This window comes from Paraburkholderia sacchari (assembly GCF_000785435.2).
Classification (GTDB): Bacteria; Pseudomonadota; Gammaproteobacteria; order Burkholderiales; family Burkholderiaceae; genus Paraburkholderia; species Paraburkholderia sacchari.
Window position 1 is genome coordinate 808,709 of record NZ_JTDB02000002.1, and the last position, 16,169, is coordinate 824,877.

Annotated in this window: 15 protein-coding genes; 11 read left to right on the top strand and 4 right to left on the bottom strand. The window is 66.3% G+C overall.

Annotated elements, in window-relative coordinates:
* Window positions 1-19: 19 nt before the first annotated feature.
* The gene (locus NH14_RS10400; RefSeq protein WP_035526731.1) at window positions 20-937 is read left to right on the top strand and encodes an EamA family transporter; all 918 of its coding nucleotides are present in this window, start codon (window positions 20-22) and stop codon (window positions 935-937) included.
* A 57-nt stretch (window positions 938-994) separates the two neighbouring features.
* Here the strand turns inward: NH14_RS10400 and NH14_RS10405 are convergent, their stop codons facing one another.
* A complete protein-coding gene (locus NH14_RS10405) occupies window positions 995-2,584 on the bottom strand; it encodes an N-acetylmuramoyl-L-alanine amidase (RefSeq protein ID WP_035526728.1) in 1,590 nt (529 codons plus the stop codon).
* Window positions 2,566-3,108 carry a tRNA (adenosine(37)-N6)-threonylcarbamoyltransferase complex ATPase subunit type 1 TsaE gene (tsaE, locus tag NH14_RS10410; RefSeq protein WP_035527039.1) on the bottom strand — a complete coding sequence of 181 codons (543 nt, stop codon included), beginning with the start codon at window positions 3,106-3,108 and terminating at the stop codon, window positions 2,566-2,568. Before tsaE ends, NH14_RS10405 begins: the two co-directional genes overlap by 19 nt.
* 65 nt (window positions 3,109-3,173) lie before the next feature.
* Here tsaE and queG point away from each other — a divergent pair, with 65 nt between their 5' ends.
* The 7 genes from queG (at window position 3,174) to NH14_RS10445 (ending at window position 10,253) form a co-directional block, all read left to right on the top strand.
* On the top strand, window positions 3,174-4,433 hold the full coding sequence (gene queG / locus NH14_RS10415; RefSeq protein WP_084225434.1) for a tRNA epoxyqueuosine(34) reductase QueG: 1,260 nt from the start codon (window positions 3,174-3,176) through the stop codon (window positions 4,431-4,433).
* 50 nt (window positions 4,434-4,483) lie between these two features.
* Window positions 4,484-4,957 carry a methylated-DNA--[protein]-cysteine S-methyltransferase gene (locus NH14_RS10420; RefSeq protein WP_035526726.1) on the top strand — a complete coding sequence of 158 codons (474 nt, stop codon included), beginning with the start codon at window positions 4,484-4,486 and terminating at the stop codon, window positions 4,955-4,957.
* Entirely contained in the window at window positions 4,954-5,904 is a 951-nt protein-coding gene (gene xerD / locus NH14_RS10425; protein ID WP_035526724.1) for a site-specific tyrosine recombinase XerD, read from the top strand. The genes NH14_RS10420 and xerD overlap by 4 nt, the downstream gene beginning before the upstream one ends.
* 74 nt (window positions 5,905-5,978) lie before the next feature.
* Window positions 5,979-6,470 carry a Cys-tRNA(Pro) deacylase gene (gene ybaK, locus NH14_RS10430; protein ID WP_035527033.1) on the top strand — a complete coding sequence of 164 codons (492 nt, stop codon included), beginning with the start codon at window positions 5,979-5,981 and terminating at the stop codon, window positions 6,468-6,470.
* A 171-nt stretch (window positions 6,471-6,641) separates the two neighbouring features.
* Window positions 6,642-7,262: a glycerol-3-phosphate 1-O-acyltransferase PlsY gene (plsY, locus tag NH14_RS10435; RefSeq protein ID WP_035526722.1), complete on the top strand. Its 621-nt coding sequence runs from the start codon at window positions 6,642-6,644 to the stop codon at window positions 7,260-7,262.
* Window positions 7,263-7,421: 159 nt separating this feature from the next.
* Window positions 7,422-9,221, top strand: coding sequence for a methyl-accepting chemotaxis protein (locus NH14_RS10440; protein WP_035526720.1), 1,800 nt, complete (start codon window positions 7,422-7,424; stop codon window positions 9,219-9,221).
* Window positions 9,222-9,803: 582 nt separating this feature from the next.
* Window positions 9,804-10,253 (top strand): DUF2442 domain-containing protein, encoded by a 450-nt coding sequence (locus NH14_RS10445; protein ID WP_035527030.1) that lies wholly within the window; start codon window positions 9,804-9,806, stop codon window positions 10,251-10,253.
* A 126-nt stretch (window positions 10,254-10,379) separates the two neighbouring features.
* On the opposite strand, the gene NH14_RS10450 is transcribed toward NH14_RS10445, so the two are convergent.
* Window positions 10,380-10,865 (bottom strand): YajQ family cyclic di-GMP-binding protein, encoded by a 486-nt coding sequence (locus tag NH14_RS10450; protein ID WP_035526718.1) that lies wholly within the window; start codon window positions 10,863-10,865, stop codon window positions 10,380-10,382.
* 308 nt (window positions 10,866-11,173) lie between these two features.
* On the opposite strand from NH14_RS10450, the gene murB reads away from it, so the two are divergent.
* Window positions 11,174-12,247: a UDP-N-acetylmuramate dehydrogenase gene (murB, locus tag NH14_RS10455; protein ID WP_407947134.1), complete on the top strand. Its 1,074-nt coding sequence runs from the start codon at window positions 11,174-11,176 to the stop codon at window positions 12,245-12,247.
* 77 nt (window positions 12,248-12,324) lie between these two features.
* Here murB and NH14_RS10460 read toward each other — a convergent pair whose 3' ends face one another.
* Window positions 12,325-13,152: an EAL domain-containing protein gene (locus NH14_RS10460; protein WP_035526714.1), complete on the bottom strand. Its 828-nt coding sequence runs from the start codon at window positions 13,150-13,152 to the stop codon at window positions 12,325-12,327.
* A gap of 341 nt (window positions 13,153-13,493) precedes the next feature.
* On the opposite strand from NH14_RS10460, the gene hmgA reads away from it, so the two are divergent.
* Together hmgA and fahA are read left to right on the top strand one after the other, a co-directional pair.
* A complete protein-coding gene (gene hmgA / locus NH14_RS10465) occupies window positions 13,494-14,819 on the top strand; it encodes a homogentisate 1,2-dioxygenase (protein ID WP_052148065.1) in 1,326 nt (441 codons plus the stop codon).
* A complete protein-coding gene (gene fahA / locus NH14_RS10470; protein WP_035526712.1) occupies window positions 14,816-16,156 on the top strand; it encodes a fumarylacetoacetase in 1,341 nt (446 codons plus the stop codon). Before hmgA ends, fahA begins: the two co-directional genes overlap by 4 nt.
* Window positions 16,157-16,169 lie beyond the last annotated feature (13 nt).

Sequence of the window (16,169 nt, forward strand, 5' to 3'; positions counted from 1 at the left end):
ACAATAGGCGGAGCCGGAGATGTCACCGAAGGACTTGCTGAGTGCGCTCGTGGTCGTACTCGCGTGGGGCGTGAATTTCGTGGTGATCAAGGTGGGACTGCATGGCGTGCCGCCGCTGCTGCTGGGCGCGCTGCGCTTCATGCTGGCGGCGTTTCCCGCGGTGCTGTTCGTCAAGCGCCCGAAATTGCCGCTGCGCTGGCTGCTCGCTTACGGCGCGACGATCTCGTTCGGCCAGTTCGTGTTTCTCTTCACGGCCATGTACGTGGGCATGCCCGCCGGGCTCGCCTCGGTCGTGCTGCAGGCGCAGGCGTTCTTCACGCTCGTGTTCGCGGCGATTTTCCTTGGCGAGCGCTTTCGCGCGCAGAACGTGTTCGGCCTGCTGATCGCGGCGTGCGGGCTGGCGGTGATCGGCCTGCAATCGTCTTCCGCGGCGGCGGGCTCGGGCGCGCAGGCGATGACCGTGGCCGGCTTCCTGCTCACGCTGTGCTCGGCCTGCATGTGGGCGCTCGGCAACATCGTCACGAAGAAGGCGGGGAAGGTGGATCTCGTCGGGCTCGTGGTGTGGGGGAGCCTGATTCCGCCGCTGCCGTTTCTCGCGCTTTCGTTCTTCGTCGAGGGGCCGCAGCGCATCGAGGCGGCGCTCGGGGGCATCGGCGTCGATTCGATCGGCGCTATCGTCTATCTCGCGTTCGTGGCCACGATACTCGGCTACAGCCTCTGGAGCCGGCTGCTCTCGAAGTATCCGGCAAGCCAGGTCGCGCCGTTTTCGCTGCTCGTGCCGATTGTCGGACTGGCGGCCGCGGCGCTGCTGCTCGGCGAGCGCCTTTCCGCCGTGCAGATCGGCGGCGCGGCGCTCGTGATGGCCGGGCTGGCCGTGAATGTGTTTGGCGGGAGGATCGGGGCGCGGCTCGCGGCGATGCTGGCCGTGCGCTCCTGAGCGGGATCGTGCGCCGCTCGCTTCAGAATTCGGAAGCGAGCGGCAATTCGATCGGTCTTACGTCATCCGGCTCTTCGCGAGCGGCGGATTCGCCGCGAAGTAGCGCATGATGCCCTTGAGGATGGCGTTCGCCATCTTGTCGCGATAGGCGTTGTCGTTGAGCTTCTGCTCTTCCTCGGGATTGCTGATGAAAGCCGTCTCCACGAGGATCGACGGAATGTCGGGCGCCTTGAGCACCGCGAAGCCCGCCTGCTCGACCGAGCCCTTGTGCAGCTTGTTGATCGAGCCGACCTCGTTGAGCACGAAGCCGCCGTAACGCAGCGAATCGCGAATCTGCGCCGTGGTCGACATGTCGAAGAGCGCCCGGTTCACGGACGCGTCCGCCGTCTTCACGTTGATCCCGCCGATCTGGTCCGACGAGTTCTCCTTGGTCGCCATCCAGCGCGCGGCCGCGCTCGACGCGCCGTGCTCGGAAAGCGCGAACACCGACGAGCCGCGCGCGTCCGGCGTGGTGAACGCGTCGGCGTGGATCGACACGAACAGATCGGCGCCCACGCGGCGCGCTTTCTGCACGCGCACGTTCAGCGGTACGAAGAAGTCGGCGTCGCGCGTCATCATCGCGCGCATGTTGGGCTGCGCGTCGATCTTCATGCGCAGCTTCTTCGCGATGTCGAGCGCGATGTGCTTTTCGTACGTGCCTGCGCCGCCGATTGCGCCGGGGTCCTCGCCGCCGTGGCCAGGGTCGATCGCCACCGTCAGGAGACGCGTGGTGCCGCCCTTGCTGGATTTCGGCGTGGTGAAACCGTAGTTGTCGTCGGCCGCTCCGTTGTCGTCATCCTGCGCGATGACGGGCGGCTTCGGCGCGGGCTTCGGGCGCGACAGGATCGTCGCGGGCGGCACGGCAGGCGGCACTGCGGGCGGCGCCGTCGGGCGCGGCGAGGACGGCGTTGCCGGCGTGCCAGCAGCGTTCGAGCCCGCATCGTTTTGCGCGTAGCGCTCGAAAAAGGCATCGCTGTTGTCGTGCACGGGCGGGCTGTTGGGGCCCGCGAGCGTGGAGGGCGGCGCGGGCGGCACCTGGTTGCCCATCGCTTCGTGCGAATCGAGCTGCTGCTGCTTGCGCTCGGTCTGCGCGAGCAGGTCCATGAGCGGATCGGGCGCGACCGCCGGATAGAGGTCGAACACGAGCCGGTACTTGTACGAACCCACGGGCTGCAGATTGAAGACCTGCGGCTTGACCGAGCCCTTGAGGTCGAACACCATGCGCACCACGTGCGGCTGATACTGGCCCACGCGCACGGCCTGGATCTGCGGATCGTTCGGCGTGATCTTGGAGACGAGATTCTTGAGCGCGTCGTCGAGGTCAAGGCCGTTCAAATCGACGACGAGCCGGTCGGGGCCTTGCAGCAATTGCTGCGAGTTCTGCAGCGGCTGATCCGACTCGATGGTGACGCGCGTGTAGTCGCGCGCGGGCCACACGCGCACGCCGATCACCGAAGCTGCCCACGCGAGACGCGGCGCGGCGACCGAGAGGCCGAGCATCAGCGTGGATGCGCCCGCTTTCAGAATCTGCCTGCGCCGCCAGTTGTGGGTGGCGGTGGCCGCGGATTCGATCGAGCGGAACGGTTTGATTAACATCTTTCTAGACATGCCTTTCCTGATGCGCTGTATGCGTACGCGGTGAGCACGCGGCCTTCACCGTACGGACCCGGTTCGAGATGGAACACGAGGTCCGGCACGCCGAGCAGGCCGCCGGCGCGTTGCGGCCATTCGACGAGACACACCGCCCCTTGCGCGAAATATTCGCGAAAGCCGGCGTCGGCCCATTCGGCCGGGTCGCTGAAACGATAGAGATCGAAGTGATAGAGCTGGAGTTCCCCGCTCGCGGTGGCCACCGTGTAGGGTTCGACGAGCGTATAGGTCGGGCTGCGCACGCGTCCGGCATGGCCGAGCGCGCGCAGCGCGGCGCGCACGAGCGAGGTCTTGCCCGCGCCCAGGTCGCCGAACAGCTGCACATGCAAACCGTTTTGGCCGGATTCTTGCGTGCGCTGACTTTCGAACGCGTGCGCGAAGCGCGCGCCGAACGCATCGGTGGCGGTTTCATCCGCGAGCTCGAAGCGGCGTTCGAGCAGAATGGGCGCGCCAGGCAGGCTCGCGTGGTCGTGTCCGGGCATGTCGGGTGTTCCGGGCATTCTCGTAAAATAGCGTAATGAATCCCTCGCATTCCCCTTCGAACCCGATGCACGACAGAACGCAGGAAACGCACGAAGTGCCCGATTCGGTCGATGAGCGCGTGCCGGTCGAGACGCCGGCGAATTCGCCCGCGCCGCTCGACGAAGCGGCGCTGGCCGCGCTCGCGGATCGCATCCGCGCATGGGGACGCGAGCTGGGGTTCGGTGCGATCGGCATCAGCGACACCGATCTATCTCATGCCGAGGCGGGCCTTGCTGCGTGGCTCGAAGCAGGCTGCCATGGCGAGATGGATTATATGGCCAAACATGGGATGAAACGCGCGCGGCCCGCAGAGCTTGTGGCCGGTACGCGACGCGTCATCACCGCGCGCATGGCCTATTTGCCCGCCGCAACGCTGGCCGACAAAGCGCTTTCGGATAGCTGGCGGCAGCACGAACGCGCGCGTCTGGGCGACCCGCACGCGGCCGTGGTGTCGATCTACGCGCGCGGCCGCGACTATCACAAGGTGCTGCGCGCGCGGCTGCAGCAACTGGCCGAGCGCATCGAGGCCGAGATCGGCGCGTTTGGCTTTCGCGTGTTCACCGATTCGGCGCCGGTGCTCGAAGTCGAGCTTGCGCAAAAGGCCGGCATCGGCTGGCGCGGCAAGCACACTTTGCTATTGCAGCGCGATGCGGGCTCGCTGTTCTTTCTCGGCGAAATCTACGTGGACGTGCCGTTGCCCACCGATGCGGAAAATACGCACGACGCGCGCGATCGCGTCTCGCAAGCGCCCGAGCAGCCCGGCGCGCATTGCGGCAGCTGCACGCGCTGCATCGGCGCATGCCCGACGGGGGCGATCGTCGGGCCGTACCGCGTCGACGCGAGGCGCTGCATTTCCTATCTGACGATCGAATTGAAGGGCAGCATTCCCCTGGAATTGCGCGAGCTGATCGGCAATCGTGTCTATGGCTGCGACGACTGCCAGCTCGTGTGCCCGTGGAACAAGTTCGCGCAAGCCGCGCCGGTTGCGGATTTCGATGTGCGCCACGGGCTCGACCGCGCGAGTCTCGTCGAGCTTTTCGGCTGGAGCGCCGAGCAGTTCGACGAGCGCATGCAGGGCAGCGCGATCCGCCGCATCGGCCACGAGGCGTGGCTGCGCAATATCGCCGTGGCGATGGGCAATGCGCTGCGCGCGCCGCGCGATAGCGAGGAAGGGCTGGATCGGCAGGAAGGCCGGGCGGCGATCGTGGCGGCGTTGCGCGCACGCGAGCACGATGCTTCCGCGCTCGTGCGCGAGCATGTGCAATGGGCGCTGGAAGCGGCTTAGACTGGCGCTTGCATTGGGCTTGCATGCGATCGAAGCAAGGAGAAGACGCGATGTTCAACGCAGTAATCGAAGCGCCGTTCGGCAAGGTCGGCATTCGCACCGGCGATGGCGCGGTGCGCGAGATCGTCTATCTGCCCGAATCCACGCGTGCGCTCGCGCCCAATTGCCCGCTCGCCGAGCGCGCGGTCGCGCAGATCACGCGCTATTTCGCGAGCGCGCAAGCGGACTTCGACTTGCCGCTCGCGCCGCTCGGCACCGCGTTTCAGCGCCGCGTGTGGGACGGCATTAGCGCGATCGGCGCGGGCGAGGTGCTCACTTACGGCACGCTTGCGAAGCGCATCGGCAGCATCAGCGCGCGCGCGGTGGGACAGGCGTGCGGCTCGAATCCTTTTCCGATCGTGATTCCGTGCCACCGCGTGGTGTCGGCGAGCGGCATCGGCGGCTTCGCGCATCATGGCGGCGACGGCTTCTTTCGCGACGTGAAGCGCTGGCTGCTCAACCATGAAGGCGTAACCACCCTATGACCACCGGCACGCAGGAAGCCGAAGCGCCCGCGCTTGCTCCAGCCTCCGCGCAGGCGCTTTGCGCGAGCCTGCTCGCCATCGACACCTTCTGCGACGCCATGTGGCTCGAGCATGGCCTCTCGCGCAATACGCTCGACGCCTACCGGCGCGATCTGCGTTTGTTTGCCGAGTGGCTCGCGCACGCGCGCTCGCATGGTCTCGACGCGGTGCGCGAGGACGATCTGCTCGCCTACAGCGCGCGCCGCAAGGACGACAAATCGACTTCGGCTAACCGGCGTCTTTCGGTATTCCGGCGCTACTACGGCTGGGCGCTGCGCGAGCGGCGCGTGAGCGTGGATCCGACCGTGCGCGTGCGCTCGGCGAAGCAGGCGCCGCGTTTTCCGTCGACGCTCACCGAGGCGCAGGTCGAAGCGCTCCTGAACGCGCCCGACGTGACCACGCCGCTCGGCCTGCGCGACCGCACGATGCTCGAACTGATGTACGCGAGCGGCCTGCGTGTGACCGAGCTCGTGACGCTCAAGACCGTCGAGGTGGGCCTGAACGAAGGCGTCGTGCGCGTGCTCGGCAAGGGCTCGAAGGAGCGCCTGATTCCGTTCGGAGAAGAGGCAGCGGCATGGATCACCCGTTATCTACGCGAGGCGCGGCCCGAGCTGCTTGGCGCGCGCCCGGCCGATGCGCTGTTTGTCACCGCGCGCGCCGAGGGCATGACGCGCCAGCAGTTCTGGAACATCATCAAGCGCCACGCGCTCAACGCGGGCGTGCACGCGCCGCTTTCGCCGCACACGCTGCGCCACGCGTTCGCCACGCATTTGCTCAATCACGGCGCGGACCTGCGCGTGGTGCAACTGCTGCTCGGCCATAGCGACATCTCCACGACGCAGATCTATACGCACGTCGCGCGCGAGCGCCTGCGGCAACTGCACGAGGCGCATCATCCGCGCGGGTAGGGTGCCGGGGAGCGGGCGCGCAACGGCACATGCAACGCCACCGCCGGACCCCGTTGCACATTAAAATGCGCGCCATGAGCAAATCGAAACACGTCTCCGAAACGCCCGCCACGCAGATGCTGCGCCGCGCGGGCGTCGCGTTCGGCGAGCATCCCTACGAGTACGTCGAGCATGGCGGCACGGGCGAATCCGCGCGCCAGCTCGGCGTGGACGAGCATCGCGTCGTCAAGACCCTCGTGATGGAGGACGAGCACGCGAAGCCGCTGATCGTCCTCATGCACGGCGACCGCAAGGTCTCCACCAAGAACCTCGCGCGGCAGATCGGCGCCAAGCGCGTCGAGCCCTGCAAGCCCGAAGTCGCGAATCGCCACTCGGGTTACCTCGTGGGCGGCACCTCGCCGTTCGGCACGAAGAAGACGATGCCCGTGTACGTCGAATCGAGCATTCTCGAACTCGACCAGATCTGGCTCAACGGCGGCAGGCGCGGCTATCTCGTGAGCCTCGCGCCCGCGGCGCTCACGACGTTGTTGGGCGCCAAGCCGGTCCAGTGCGCGAGCGTTGAATAAGGCCAGAGCCAATGCCTGGACGCGCGCAGTACGCGCGCCGCTTTCCCTGATTGCCCTGGGGTGGCGGCAAGAGCCGCCCGCGCTTCGGTAGAATGAGCGTCTTCGCGCGCGCAACCCTGTTTATCCGCACCGGGTCGCCGCGCTTTGTTTTTCTTCCTTCGGGTTTCGTGCATGTACAACCTGTTTGTTGCCGTTGCTGCCTATCTGATCGGCTCGATTTCGTTTGCCGTGGTCGTGAGCGCCGTCATGGGCCTCGACGACCCGCGCTCCTATGGCTCCGGCAACCCGGGCGCGACCAACGTGCTGCGCAGCGGCAACAAGAAGGCCGCCATCCTCACGCTGATCGGCGACGCGTTCAAGGGCTGGCTCGCGGTCTGGCTCACGATGCGCTTCGGGCCGCGTTTCGGTCTGGGCGAGACGGCCGTCGCCGTGTCGGTCATTGCCGTGTTCCTCGGCCACCTTTATCCGGTGTTCTTCCGCTTCCAGGGCGGCAAGGGCGTGGCGACCGCAGCCGGCGTGCTGCTCGCCGTGAGCCCGGTGCTGGGCGGCGCCACGCTGCTCACCTGGCTGATCGTCGCGTTCTTCACGCGCTACTCGTCGCTGGCGGCGCTCGCGGCCGCCGTGTTCGCACCGTTCTTTTGCGTGCTCATGTTCGGCGCGCACGTGATGGCGCTCGCGATTCTCGCGATGAGCGTGCTGCTGTTCTGGCGCCATCGGACCAATATCTCGAAGCTCGTGAGCGGCACTGAAAGCCGTATCGGCGACAAGAAGAAAGCCGCTGCAAGCAAATAAGTCGGGGAGGGGCCGCCTTTTGGTGCTCGCGCCCCGATAAACCGGACTCAAGTCTTGGGCGCCGGACGCCGTAAACGCGTGGATCATCGTTTTTTGCCGCAGGTATCGCAGATCGATACCGCAGCTCGATTCACTCATCTACACGGCGCCTTTCGTTCTATGTTCACCACCATTCGGGCGCGCATCGTCGCGCTATGCGTCGTTATCGTCGTCGTTGCGCTGGCGGCCAACACGGCTCTCGACTACATCGTTGCCAACTCGCACAACCAGGATTCGATCGACGCCACGCTCACGGCCGTCGAGGACAGCCACGCCCAGGGTATCGGCGAATGGGTCGCGAGCCATGCGCACATGATCGATTCGCTGCAGGACGCGGCGCTGCAACCCGATCCCGTGCCCATGCTCAAGCAGGTCGCCGCGGCCGGCGGCTTCCTGGACGTCTATGTGGGCTACCCCGACAAGAGCGCGAAGTTCGCAGACAACGCCGGCATTCCCGCCGATTACGATCCGACCGGCCGGCCCTGGTACCAGCAGGCGGTAGCGGCGGGCAAGGGCGTGGTGACCGCGCCATACGTGGATGCGGCCACGGGCAAGCTCGTGGTGTCGTTCGCGCAGCCCGTGATCCGCGAGGGCGCCGTGAAGGCCGTGGTTTCCGGCGACGTCGTCATGGACGGCGTGATCGCCAACGTGCGCTCGATTCGTCCGACGCCCGCGAGCTTCGGCATGCTGATCGATAGCGCAGGCCAGATCGTCGCGCACAACGACCCGAAGCTCACGCTCAAGCCCGTTACCGAAATCGCGCCCGCGCTCACGGGCGACAAGCTGGCCGCGCTGTTCGCGGCTCGCGTGCCGCTGGTGGTCGAAGCAGGCGGCGACGCCCGGTTGATGCGCGCGCAGCCGATCGCGGGCACGGACTGGCGCGTGGTGGTTGCGCTCGACCGCGCCGAAGCCACGGCCGGCATGCGCTCGCTTCTCACGGCCTCGCTCGCCGCGCTGGTGGTGATCGCGGTGGCGGCGGCGCTGGTGGTCGGTGCGGTGACGGCGGTGTCGTTCCAGCGCCTCTCGCGCGTGCGCGATGCGATGGACGCCATCGGCAAGGGCGAGGGCGATCTCACGCAGCGCCTGCCCGCGGCGGGCAACGACGAAGTCGCGCAGATCGCGCGCGCGTTCAACGCGTTCATGGACAAGCTGCGCGACGTGATGCGCCAGATCCGCGACGCGAGCGAATCGGTGCGCACCGCGAGCGACGAGATCGCCGCAGGCAACGTCGATCTCTCGGGCCGCACCGAGTCTGCGGCGGCGAGCCTCCAGCAAACGGCGGCCTCGATGGAGCAGATCACGGCGACGGTGGCGCAGTCCGCCAACGCGGCGCAGCAGGCGGACGTGACGGCGTCGTCGGCCTCGGCGGTGGCCTCGCGCGGCGGCGCGGTGATTTCGGACGTGGTCGACACGATGGGCGCGATCGAGCACGCCTCGGTGAAGATCGCCGACATCATCGGCGTGATCGACGGCATTGCTTTTCAGACCAACATTCTCGCGTTGAACGCGGCGGTGGAGGCCGCGCGCGCCGGTGAGCAGGGGCGCGGCTTCGCGGTCGTGGCGGGCGAGGTGCGCAGCCTCGCGCAGCGCAGCGCGCAGGCTGCGCGCGAGATCAAGGGGTTGATCGAGTCGACGGTGGCTAGCGTGAATTCGGGCTCGCAACTCGTGCGCCGCGCTGGCGAGACGATGGACGAGATCGTCGCGAACGTATCGAACGTGACCACCATCATTTCCGAAGTGACCCAGGCGGCCGGCGAGCAGACGCGCGGCATCCAGGAAGTGAACCGCGCGGTGAGCCAGCTTGACGAGATGGTTCAGCAGAATGCGGCGCTCGTCGAGCAGTCGACGGCCGCTGCCGCCGCGCTGCGCGGGCAGGCCGCGAACCTCGCGCAGACGGTGGGGCAGTTCAGGCTCGATTGAGCACGCCGCCAAAATCGCGGGAGGCGTGCGGGAGAACGGCAGGAAAGGGACGGCGCTACGGCGCCGTTTTTTTTCGCCGGCGCGTTGACGCTAGCCGCGCGCCGCTAGCCGCGCGCCGCTAGCCGCGCGCCCGGTCTCGCCATTGGCTTCGAGCGTGCCTATGCCGATTGGCCGAGGTTACTCGCGAAGCTATGCCCCTTATGCTTGCTCAGGTCATTGCGTGTCGACCCGGAATTGGATGTCGGCTCGAATCCAGCACACGATTGATCTGGTGCAAACGATTACGTGTCCCGCGCGTTCGCGGGGCATTTCGGAAACCCAACGTTAGGTTATTATCGGAGCCATGCCCACAGTCCTTCGCGTACCCGGCGCCCGCGTGGTTATCTTTCCCAACGACCATTCGCCCGCGCATGTTCATCTCGTGAGTCCGCAGGGCTCGTGTGTCTTCAATCTCAACTGCCCAGCGGGCCCGCTGGCGTTGCGTGAGCGCTTCGTGCTCGCGCATTACGAGGTCGCGCGACTTGCCGGCGCGATCGAACCGGAAATCGGGCGCCTGTGCAGGGAATGGCAAAGGATCGCAGCATGGAGAATGCAAACATGGTCGACATCAACCACGAGCAGTTCGAAGCCGCGACCCGGGCGGCACAGGAAAGTCCGGTCGCGGTTGCCGCGCGGTACAGCCGCACGCATCGCAAGCTCGAGGTCGCGTTCGCGAACGGCGTGAGCATTGCGGTGCCCATCGGGCTCATTCAGGACTTCCAGATGCTCGAAACGCCGCCCACGGCCGCGCAGCTTGCGGAGGTCGAGATTTGGGGCGGCGGGCAGTCGGTCTACTTTCCCCGGCTCGATCTGCTGGTCTGGGCGCCGGGGTTGTTGCAAGGCGTCTATGGGTCGAAGGCGTGGATGCGCGAGCTCGCGCGCGGCATGGGTTCCGTCACCTCGCCGGCCAAGGCCGCCGCGGCCCGTGCGAACGGGCGCAAGGGCGGGCGGCCGCGCAAGAAGCCGCCCGCCTTGTGCGCGCAGGAAACCTGACAGGAGTGGTGCGGATGCGCCCGTCGAACCCAAACGCGCGCTCGAAGGAATCGGAGGCAGCCGTGGGTGAAAAGATGCAGAAACGGACGCAAAAACGGCCGCAAAAACGCGGCCAGGCGCGACGAATCAGTCGCGGAAGTTATTGAAGTCGAGCGGGGTATCGGTCACGTCCTTGCGCAGCATGGCAATCACGCTTTGCAGATCGTCGCGCTTGGTGCCGGCTACGCGCACGGCGTCGCCCTGGATGCTGGCTTGAACCTTGATCTTGCTGTCCTTGACGAGCTTGACGATTTTCTTCGCGAGGTCGCCCGAGACACCCCTCTTCACGGTGATAACCTGCTTGACCTTGTCTCCGCCGATCTTCTCAATCTTGCCGTAGTCGAGGAAGCGCACGTCCACGTTGCGCTTGGCCATTTTCGACACCAGCACGTCCTTGACCTGGCCGAGCTTGAAATCGTCGTCGGCGAACGCGGTCAGTTCGCGTTCCTTTTGCTCGACGCGCGCATCCGAGCCCTTGAAGTCGAAGCGCGTGGAGATCTCCTTGTTGGATTGCTCGACGGCGTTCTTTACTTCGATCATGTTGGCTTCGCTGACGACGTCAAACGATGGCATTGCTTTCTCCCAAAAGTGCGAGTGGTGCGCGAGCGGCGCGTATTGTGCGGCTCGCGGGCCGCAGCGGGGCTCGCCGGTGCGGCGCCCTGTACTCGCTATAATCACGGACCGACGCCATTTTACCGGCGCCGCCGCGTTTGCCCAAGGCTGCGCGGCGTTGCGTGCCGGGGACCTCGCAGCCCGCGTGCCTGCGCTTCGCGTCGCGCGGGTTTCAGCGGGTTTGAGCGGGTTTGAGTTTTCCGGTTTGCGTCGTTTTTGCCTCGTTCGTTTTCACCGCCCGTTCTTTCGGCTCCGTCTCCGATCTTTTCGTGTCACATCCGTCCTCGATGCCTGCTTCTGCCACGTCCGCCGTTTCGTCCCCTGTGTGGTTCGCCGCCGGCTACCCGCTGCGTGAGCACAACACCTTCGGTTTTGACGTGCGCGCGCGCTTCGCCTGCCGTATCGAGAGCGAGGCCGATATGGCCGACGCTTTGCGCGATCCGCGCGCCCAGGGCCTGCGCACGCTGGTGCTGGGCGGCGGCAGCAACGTCGTGCTCACGCGCGACTTCGACGGCCTCGTGCTGCTCGTCGCGCTGGCGGGCAAGCGCGTGACGCGCGAGGATGGCGACGCCTGGTACGTCGAAGCCGGCGCCGGGGAGAACTGGCACGACTTCGTGGCGTGGACGCTCGAAGCGGGCATGCCGGGCCTCGAAAACCTCGCGCTGATTCCGGGCACCGTGGGCGCGGCGCCGATTCAGAACATCGGCGCGTATGGACTGGAAATGGCCGAGCGCTGCGCGAGCGTGCGCGCGATCGAGATCGAGTCGGGCACGCCGTACGAGTTCGATTCCGCCGATTGCCGCTTCGGCTATCGCGACAGCTTTTTCAAGCAGGAAGGGCGCGACCGTTTCCTGATTACCTCGGTGACCTTCCGTTTGCCGAAGGCGTGGCGGCCCAACGCCGGTTACGCCGACCTTGCGCGCGAGCTTGCGCAGCGCGGGCTGTCCGAGGCGCGGTGCGCGCGCGACGTATTCGACGCCGTGGTCGCGGTGCGCCGTGCGAAGCTGCCCGATCCGCTCACGCTCGGCAATGCAGGTAGTTTTTTCAAGAATCCGGTGATCGACGCGCAGCAGTTCGACTCGCTCGTCGTGCGCGAGCCGCGCATCGTCTCGTATCCGCAGTCGGATGGCCGCGTGAAGCTCGCCGCGGGCTGGCTGATCGATCAATGCGGCTGGAAAGGCCGCACGCTGCGCGCAGCGGCCGTGCATGAGCGGCAGGCGCTCGTGCTCGTGAATCTCGGCGGCGCCACCGGCAGCGATATCCTCGAACTGGCCCAGGCGATCCGCAGTGACGTGTTCGAGCGCTTCGGCGTGGAGCTGGAGCAAGAACCCGTCAGCCTTTAGGTCCCCGCAGCCCTCTCCGTATCCGCCCTGCGCCGCACTACGCCGCACTACGCCGCACTACGCCGCACTACGCCGCACTACGCCGCGCTGTGCTGCGTGGCGAACACGGGCCCTTGCACGAAGCGCACGTCGTACTGCTGCAACTGCTCGAACTGTGGGGCGTCCACCACGCGATTGAAGATCAGCGGAATGCGCAGCCGCGCCGCGTAGCTCACCAGCGGCTTGACCATCGAATCGCGCAGCGCCGCGCTCGCATCCATCTTCAGGAAGTCGAGCCGCGCCATGTCCGACACGGACAGAATCTGCCCCGCGTTGGGCAAATTGCCCGCCACCTTGAACCCATAGCGCTGATAGCTCTTCGTCAGATAGCCGACAAAAGTCCGGTGCGCGACCGCCGCCGCCGGCAATTCAATCACCACACGCCCCGGGTTCAGCCCGAACGAAACCAGCACATTCGAAAAGTGCCGCCCGTGATCGTACTTCACGCTCTTGAGCAGTCGCTCGTGCACGCGCAGAAATAGCAGCCCATGCTGCTGCGAGCCGAGAAAGTTGATGGCGTGGAGCGCGCGCACGCAGCGGTCGAGCGCGACGAGCTCGGGGTCGTCGACCGTGGCGGCGAACGGATCGAAGGGTTCGGTTTTGCCGTCCACCTCGCGCAGCGTCACCGCCTGGAAGCCGAGTTCGTCGCCGAAGCGCGAAGCCAATGTGAGATCCGCCGTGAGCGATTGCGCGCCGCCGTGCACGCTGATGTCGTAGATCGGCTCGTAGGCGCTCAAAATCTCCACGCCATTGCGGTGCGCGACGGCCTGGGCGTGACGCGTGCCGGTGCCCATCGCGAGGTGCTCGCCGAGAAATGGGTGGTTGGCTGCACGGGCGACGAGCTCGGGAATGGTTGGGGCGATCATGACGCGATGAATGTGGCGTAACGGGGAATGCGCGGGCGGCCCGCGCCGATTGGTTTTATCGCGACAACAGGGCCGCATGGCTTGATGGTAGCAGCCCCGGGCGCTTCGGCATGCACCGATTAGTGATAACGATATCCATGCCAGGGCGCAATTCCGAAGCCCGCCGGGGAATATCAGGGTTTACATGTAATTTCACTAATCATAATCCGTTTTACTATTCGTAAATCTCGCGGCGAGTTTCGCCGGTAAAACGTGGAGAGACAGTGATGAACGCACCCTTGCGGGACTTAACCCAGGCGGGAGTAGAGAAAAGCGGATCGGACGCGGCAACCGTCCGCTACATGAGCGGCTTTGGCAATGAGTTCGCCACCGAGGCGCTGCCCGGGGCCTTGCCCGAAGGCCAGAATTCGCCGCAGCGCTGCGCCTATGGCCTCTATGCCGAGCAGCTTTCGGGCACGGCCTTTACCGCGCCGCGCGCACACAATCGCCGCACGTGGCTCTATCGCATCCGGCCCGGCGCGGTGCATCAGCCGTTCACGCCGCTTGCGGCGCGCGCGAGCGGCGTTGGCGTCGAAGGCGACAAAGGCCGCGCGCCGCGCCTCGTCGCCGATTTCGGTGCTGTGCCGCCCACGCCGCCGAACCAGTTGCGCTGGGATCCGCTGCCGATGCCCACGGAGCCGACCGATTTCATCGAAGGCTGGGTGACGATGGCCGGCAACGGCTCGGCCGCCTCGATGAGCGGCTGCGCGATTCATCTGTACGCGGCAAACCGCCCGATGACCGGCCGCTTCTTCTACAACACCGACGGCGAGCTGCTGATCGTCCCGCAGCAGGGGCGCCTCGCCATCCGCACGGAGATGGGCCGCCTCGACGTCGAGCCGTTCGAGATCGCGGTGATTCCGCGCGGCGTGCGCTTCACGGTCGAGTTGCCCGACTTCGAGGCGCGCGGCTATATCTGCGAAAACTTCGGCGCGCTGCTGCGTCTGCCCGACCTGGGCGTGATCGGTTCGAACGGCCTGGCGAATCCGCGCGACTTCCTCACGCCGCGCGCGGCCTATGAAGACCGCGAAGGGCAGTTCGAGCTGGTGACGAAACTGAATGGCGAGCTCTGGCGCGCCGACATCGGCCATTCGCCGCTCGACGTGGTCGCCTGGCACGGCAACTACGCGCCGTACAAGTACGACTTGCGCCGCTACAACACCATCGGCTCGATCAGCTTCGACCATCCGGATCCGTCGATTTTCCTCGTGTTGCAGTCGCCGACCGACACCCCGGGCGTCGACGCGATCGACTTCGTGATCTTCCCGCCGCGCTGGCTCGCGGCCGAGAACACCTTCCGTCCGCCCTGGTACCACCGCAACGTCGCGAGCGAATTCATGGGCCTCGTGCACGGGGTGTACGACGCGAAGGCCGAGGGCTTCGTGCCGGGCGGCGCGAGCCTGCACAACTGCATGACAGGCCACGGCCCCGACGCCGAGACCTTCGAGAAGGCTTCGAGCATCGATACGACCAAACCGAACAAGGTCGCCGACACGATGGCGTTCATGTTCGAGACCCGCACGCTGATTCGCCCGACGCGCTTCGCGCTCGAAACGGCGCAACTGCAGGCGCATTACTACGAGTGCTGGCAAGGCCTCAAGAAAAACTTCAATCCGGAGCAGCAATGAGCAACCCCAGCAACCCCATTCCCGCCGATCTGCAGGCAACGCTCGATCCGCAGCGCAAGAGCTGGGTCGAAAGCGCCAACGATGCCGCCTGTGATTTCCCGATCCAGAACCTGCCATTCGGCGTGTTCAGCACGGCAAGCCAGGAGCGCGCGCGCGTGGGCGTGGCGATCGGCGACTCGGTCGTGGACCTCGCAGTGCTGCACGAGGCCGGATTGCTGCGCGTGCCGGCCGGATCCTCGGGGGCCGAGAACGTCTTCGCGCGTGCCGCGCTGAACGATTTCATTGCGCTCGGCCGCGATGCGTGGCGCAGCGTGCGCGTGCAGCTTTCGTCGCTGCTTGCGCGCGACACGACGAGCGGCGTCACGTTGCGCGACGATGCGGGTCTGCGCCAGCGCGCGTTCGTGAAGCTCGCCGATGCGAAGCTGCATCTGCCCGTGGAGATTCCCGGCTATACGGACTTCTATTCGTCGAAGGAGCACGCGACGAATGTGGGATCGATGTTTCGCGATCCGAAGAATGCGCTGCTGCCGAACTGGTCCGAGATGCCGATCGGCTATAACGGGCGCGCTTCGTCGGTGGTGGTGAGCGGCACGCCGGTGCGCCGCCCCAATGGCCAGCTGAAGCTGCCCGATCAGGAGCGTCCGGTGTTCGGCGCGTGCCGCAAGCTCGACATCGAACTGGAGACGGGCTTCATCGTCGGGCGCGGCAATGCGCTGGGTGAGCCGATCGCGTGCGAGGACGCCGAGGCGCATATCTTCGGCATGGTGCTGCTCAACGACTGGAGCGCGCGCGATATCCAGCAGTGGGAGTACGTGCCGCTCGGGCCGTTCAATTCGAAGGGCTTTGCCACCACGATCTCGCCGTGGGTCGTGACGCTCGATGCGCTGGAGCCGTTTCGCGTCGCGCAGCCGGCGCAGGAGCCGCGGCCGCTCGACTATCTGCGTCACGCGGGCGACCATGCGTTCGACATTGCGCTCGAAGTGCTGCTGCGCCCCGAAGCGGCAGGCGAGGCCACCTCGATTTCGCGCACGAATTTCCGCCACATGTACTGGACGATGGCGCAGCAGCTCGCGCATCACACGGTGGCCGGGTGCAACACGCGCGTGGGCGATTTGATGGGATCGGGCACGATCTCGGGTCCCACGCCCGACTCGTTCGGCAGCCTGCTCGAACTCACGTGGAACGGCAAGAATCCGCTTGAATTGAAGGGCGGCGGCACGCGCGCCTTCATCGAAGACGGCGACGAACTCACGCTCGCGGGCTGGTGCCAGGGCGACGGTTATCGCGTGGGGTTCGGCGAGTGTGTCGGCAAGATTTTGCCGGCGTTGAAGTCATGAGGTAAGCGCGCCG

What these genes read in the sequence shown, in the direction of transcription:
- queG (WP_084225434.1), top strand. Translation starts at nt 3,174, where the DNA reads ATGCACGACAGAACGCAGGAAACGCACGAAGTGCCCGATTCGGTCGAT.
- xerD (WP_035526724.1), top strand. Translation starts at nt 4,954, where the DNA reads ATGACCACCGGCACGCAGGAAGCCGAAGCGCCCGCGCTTGCTCCAGCC.
- NH14_RS10420 (WP_035526726.1), top strand. Translation starts at nt 4,484, where the DNA reads ATGTTCAACGCAGTAATCGAAGCGCCGTTCGGCAAGGTCGGCATTCGC.
- NH14_RS10460 (WP_035526714.1), bottom strand. Translation starts at nt 13,152, where the DNA reads ATGATCGCCCCAACCATTCCCGAGCTCGTCGCCCGTGCAGCCAACCAC.
- NH14_RS10445 (WP_035527030.1), top strand. Translation starts at nt 9,804, where the DNA reads ATGGAGAATGCAAACATGGTCGACATCAACCACGAGCAGTTCGAAGCC.
- plsY (WP_035526722.1), top strand. Translation starts at nt 6,642, where the DNA reads ATGTACAACCTGTTTGTTGCCGTTGCTGCCTATCTGATCGGCTCGATT.
- NH14_RS10400 (WP_035526731.1), top strand. Translation starts at nt 20, where the DNA reads ATGTCACCGAAGGACTTGCTGAGTGCGCTCGTGGTCGTACTCGCGTGG.
- hmgA (WP_052148065.1), top strand. Translation starts at nt 13,494, where the DNA reads ATGAGCGGCTTTGGCAATGAGTTCGCCACCGAGGCGCTGCCCGGGGCC.
- NH14_RS10405 (WP_035526728.1), bottom strand. Translation starts at nt 2,584, where the DNA reads ATGTCTAGAAAGATGTTAATCAAACCGTTCCGCTCGATCGAATCCGCG.
- NH14_RS10450 (WP_035526718.1), bottom strand. Translation starts at nt 10,865, where the DNA reads ATGCCATCGTTTGACGTCGTCAGCGAAGCCAACATGATCGAAGTAAAG.
- ybaK (WP_035527033.1), top strand. Translation starts at nt 5,979, where the DNA reads ATGAGCAAATCGAAACACGTCTCCGAAACGCCCGCCACGCAGATGCTG.
- NH14_RS10440 (WP_035526720.1), top strand. Translation starts at nt 7,422, where the DNA reads ATGTTCACCACCATTCGGGCGCGCATCGTCGCGCTATGCGTCGTTATC.
- fahA (WP_035526712.1), top strand. Translation starts at nt 14,816, where the DNA reads ATGAGCAACCCCAGCAACCCCATTCCCGCCGATCTGCAGGCAACGCTC.
- tsaE (WP_035527039.1), bottom strand. Translation starts at nt 3,108, where the DNA reads ATGCCCGGACACGACCACGCGAGCCTGCCTGGCGCGCCCATTCTGCTC.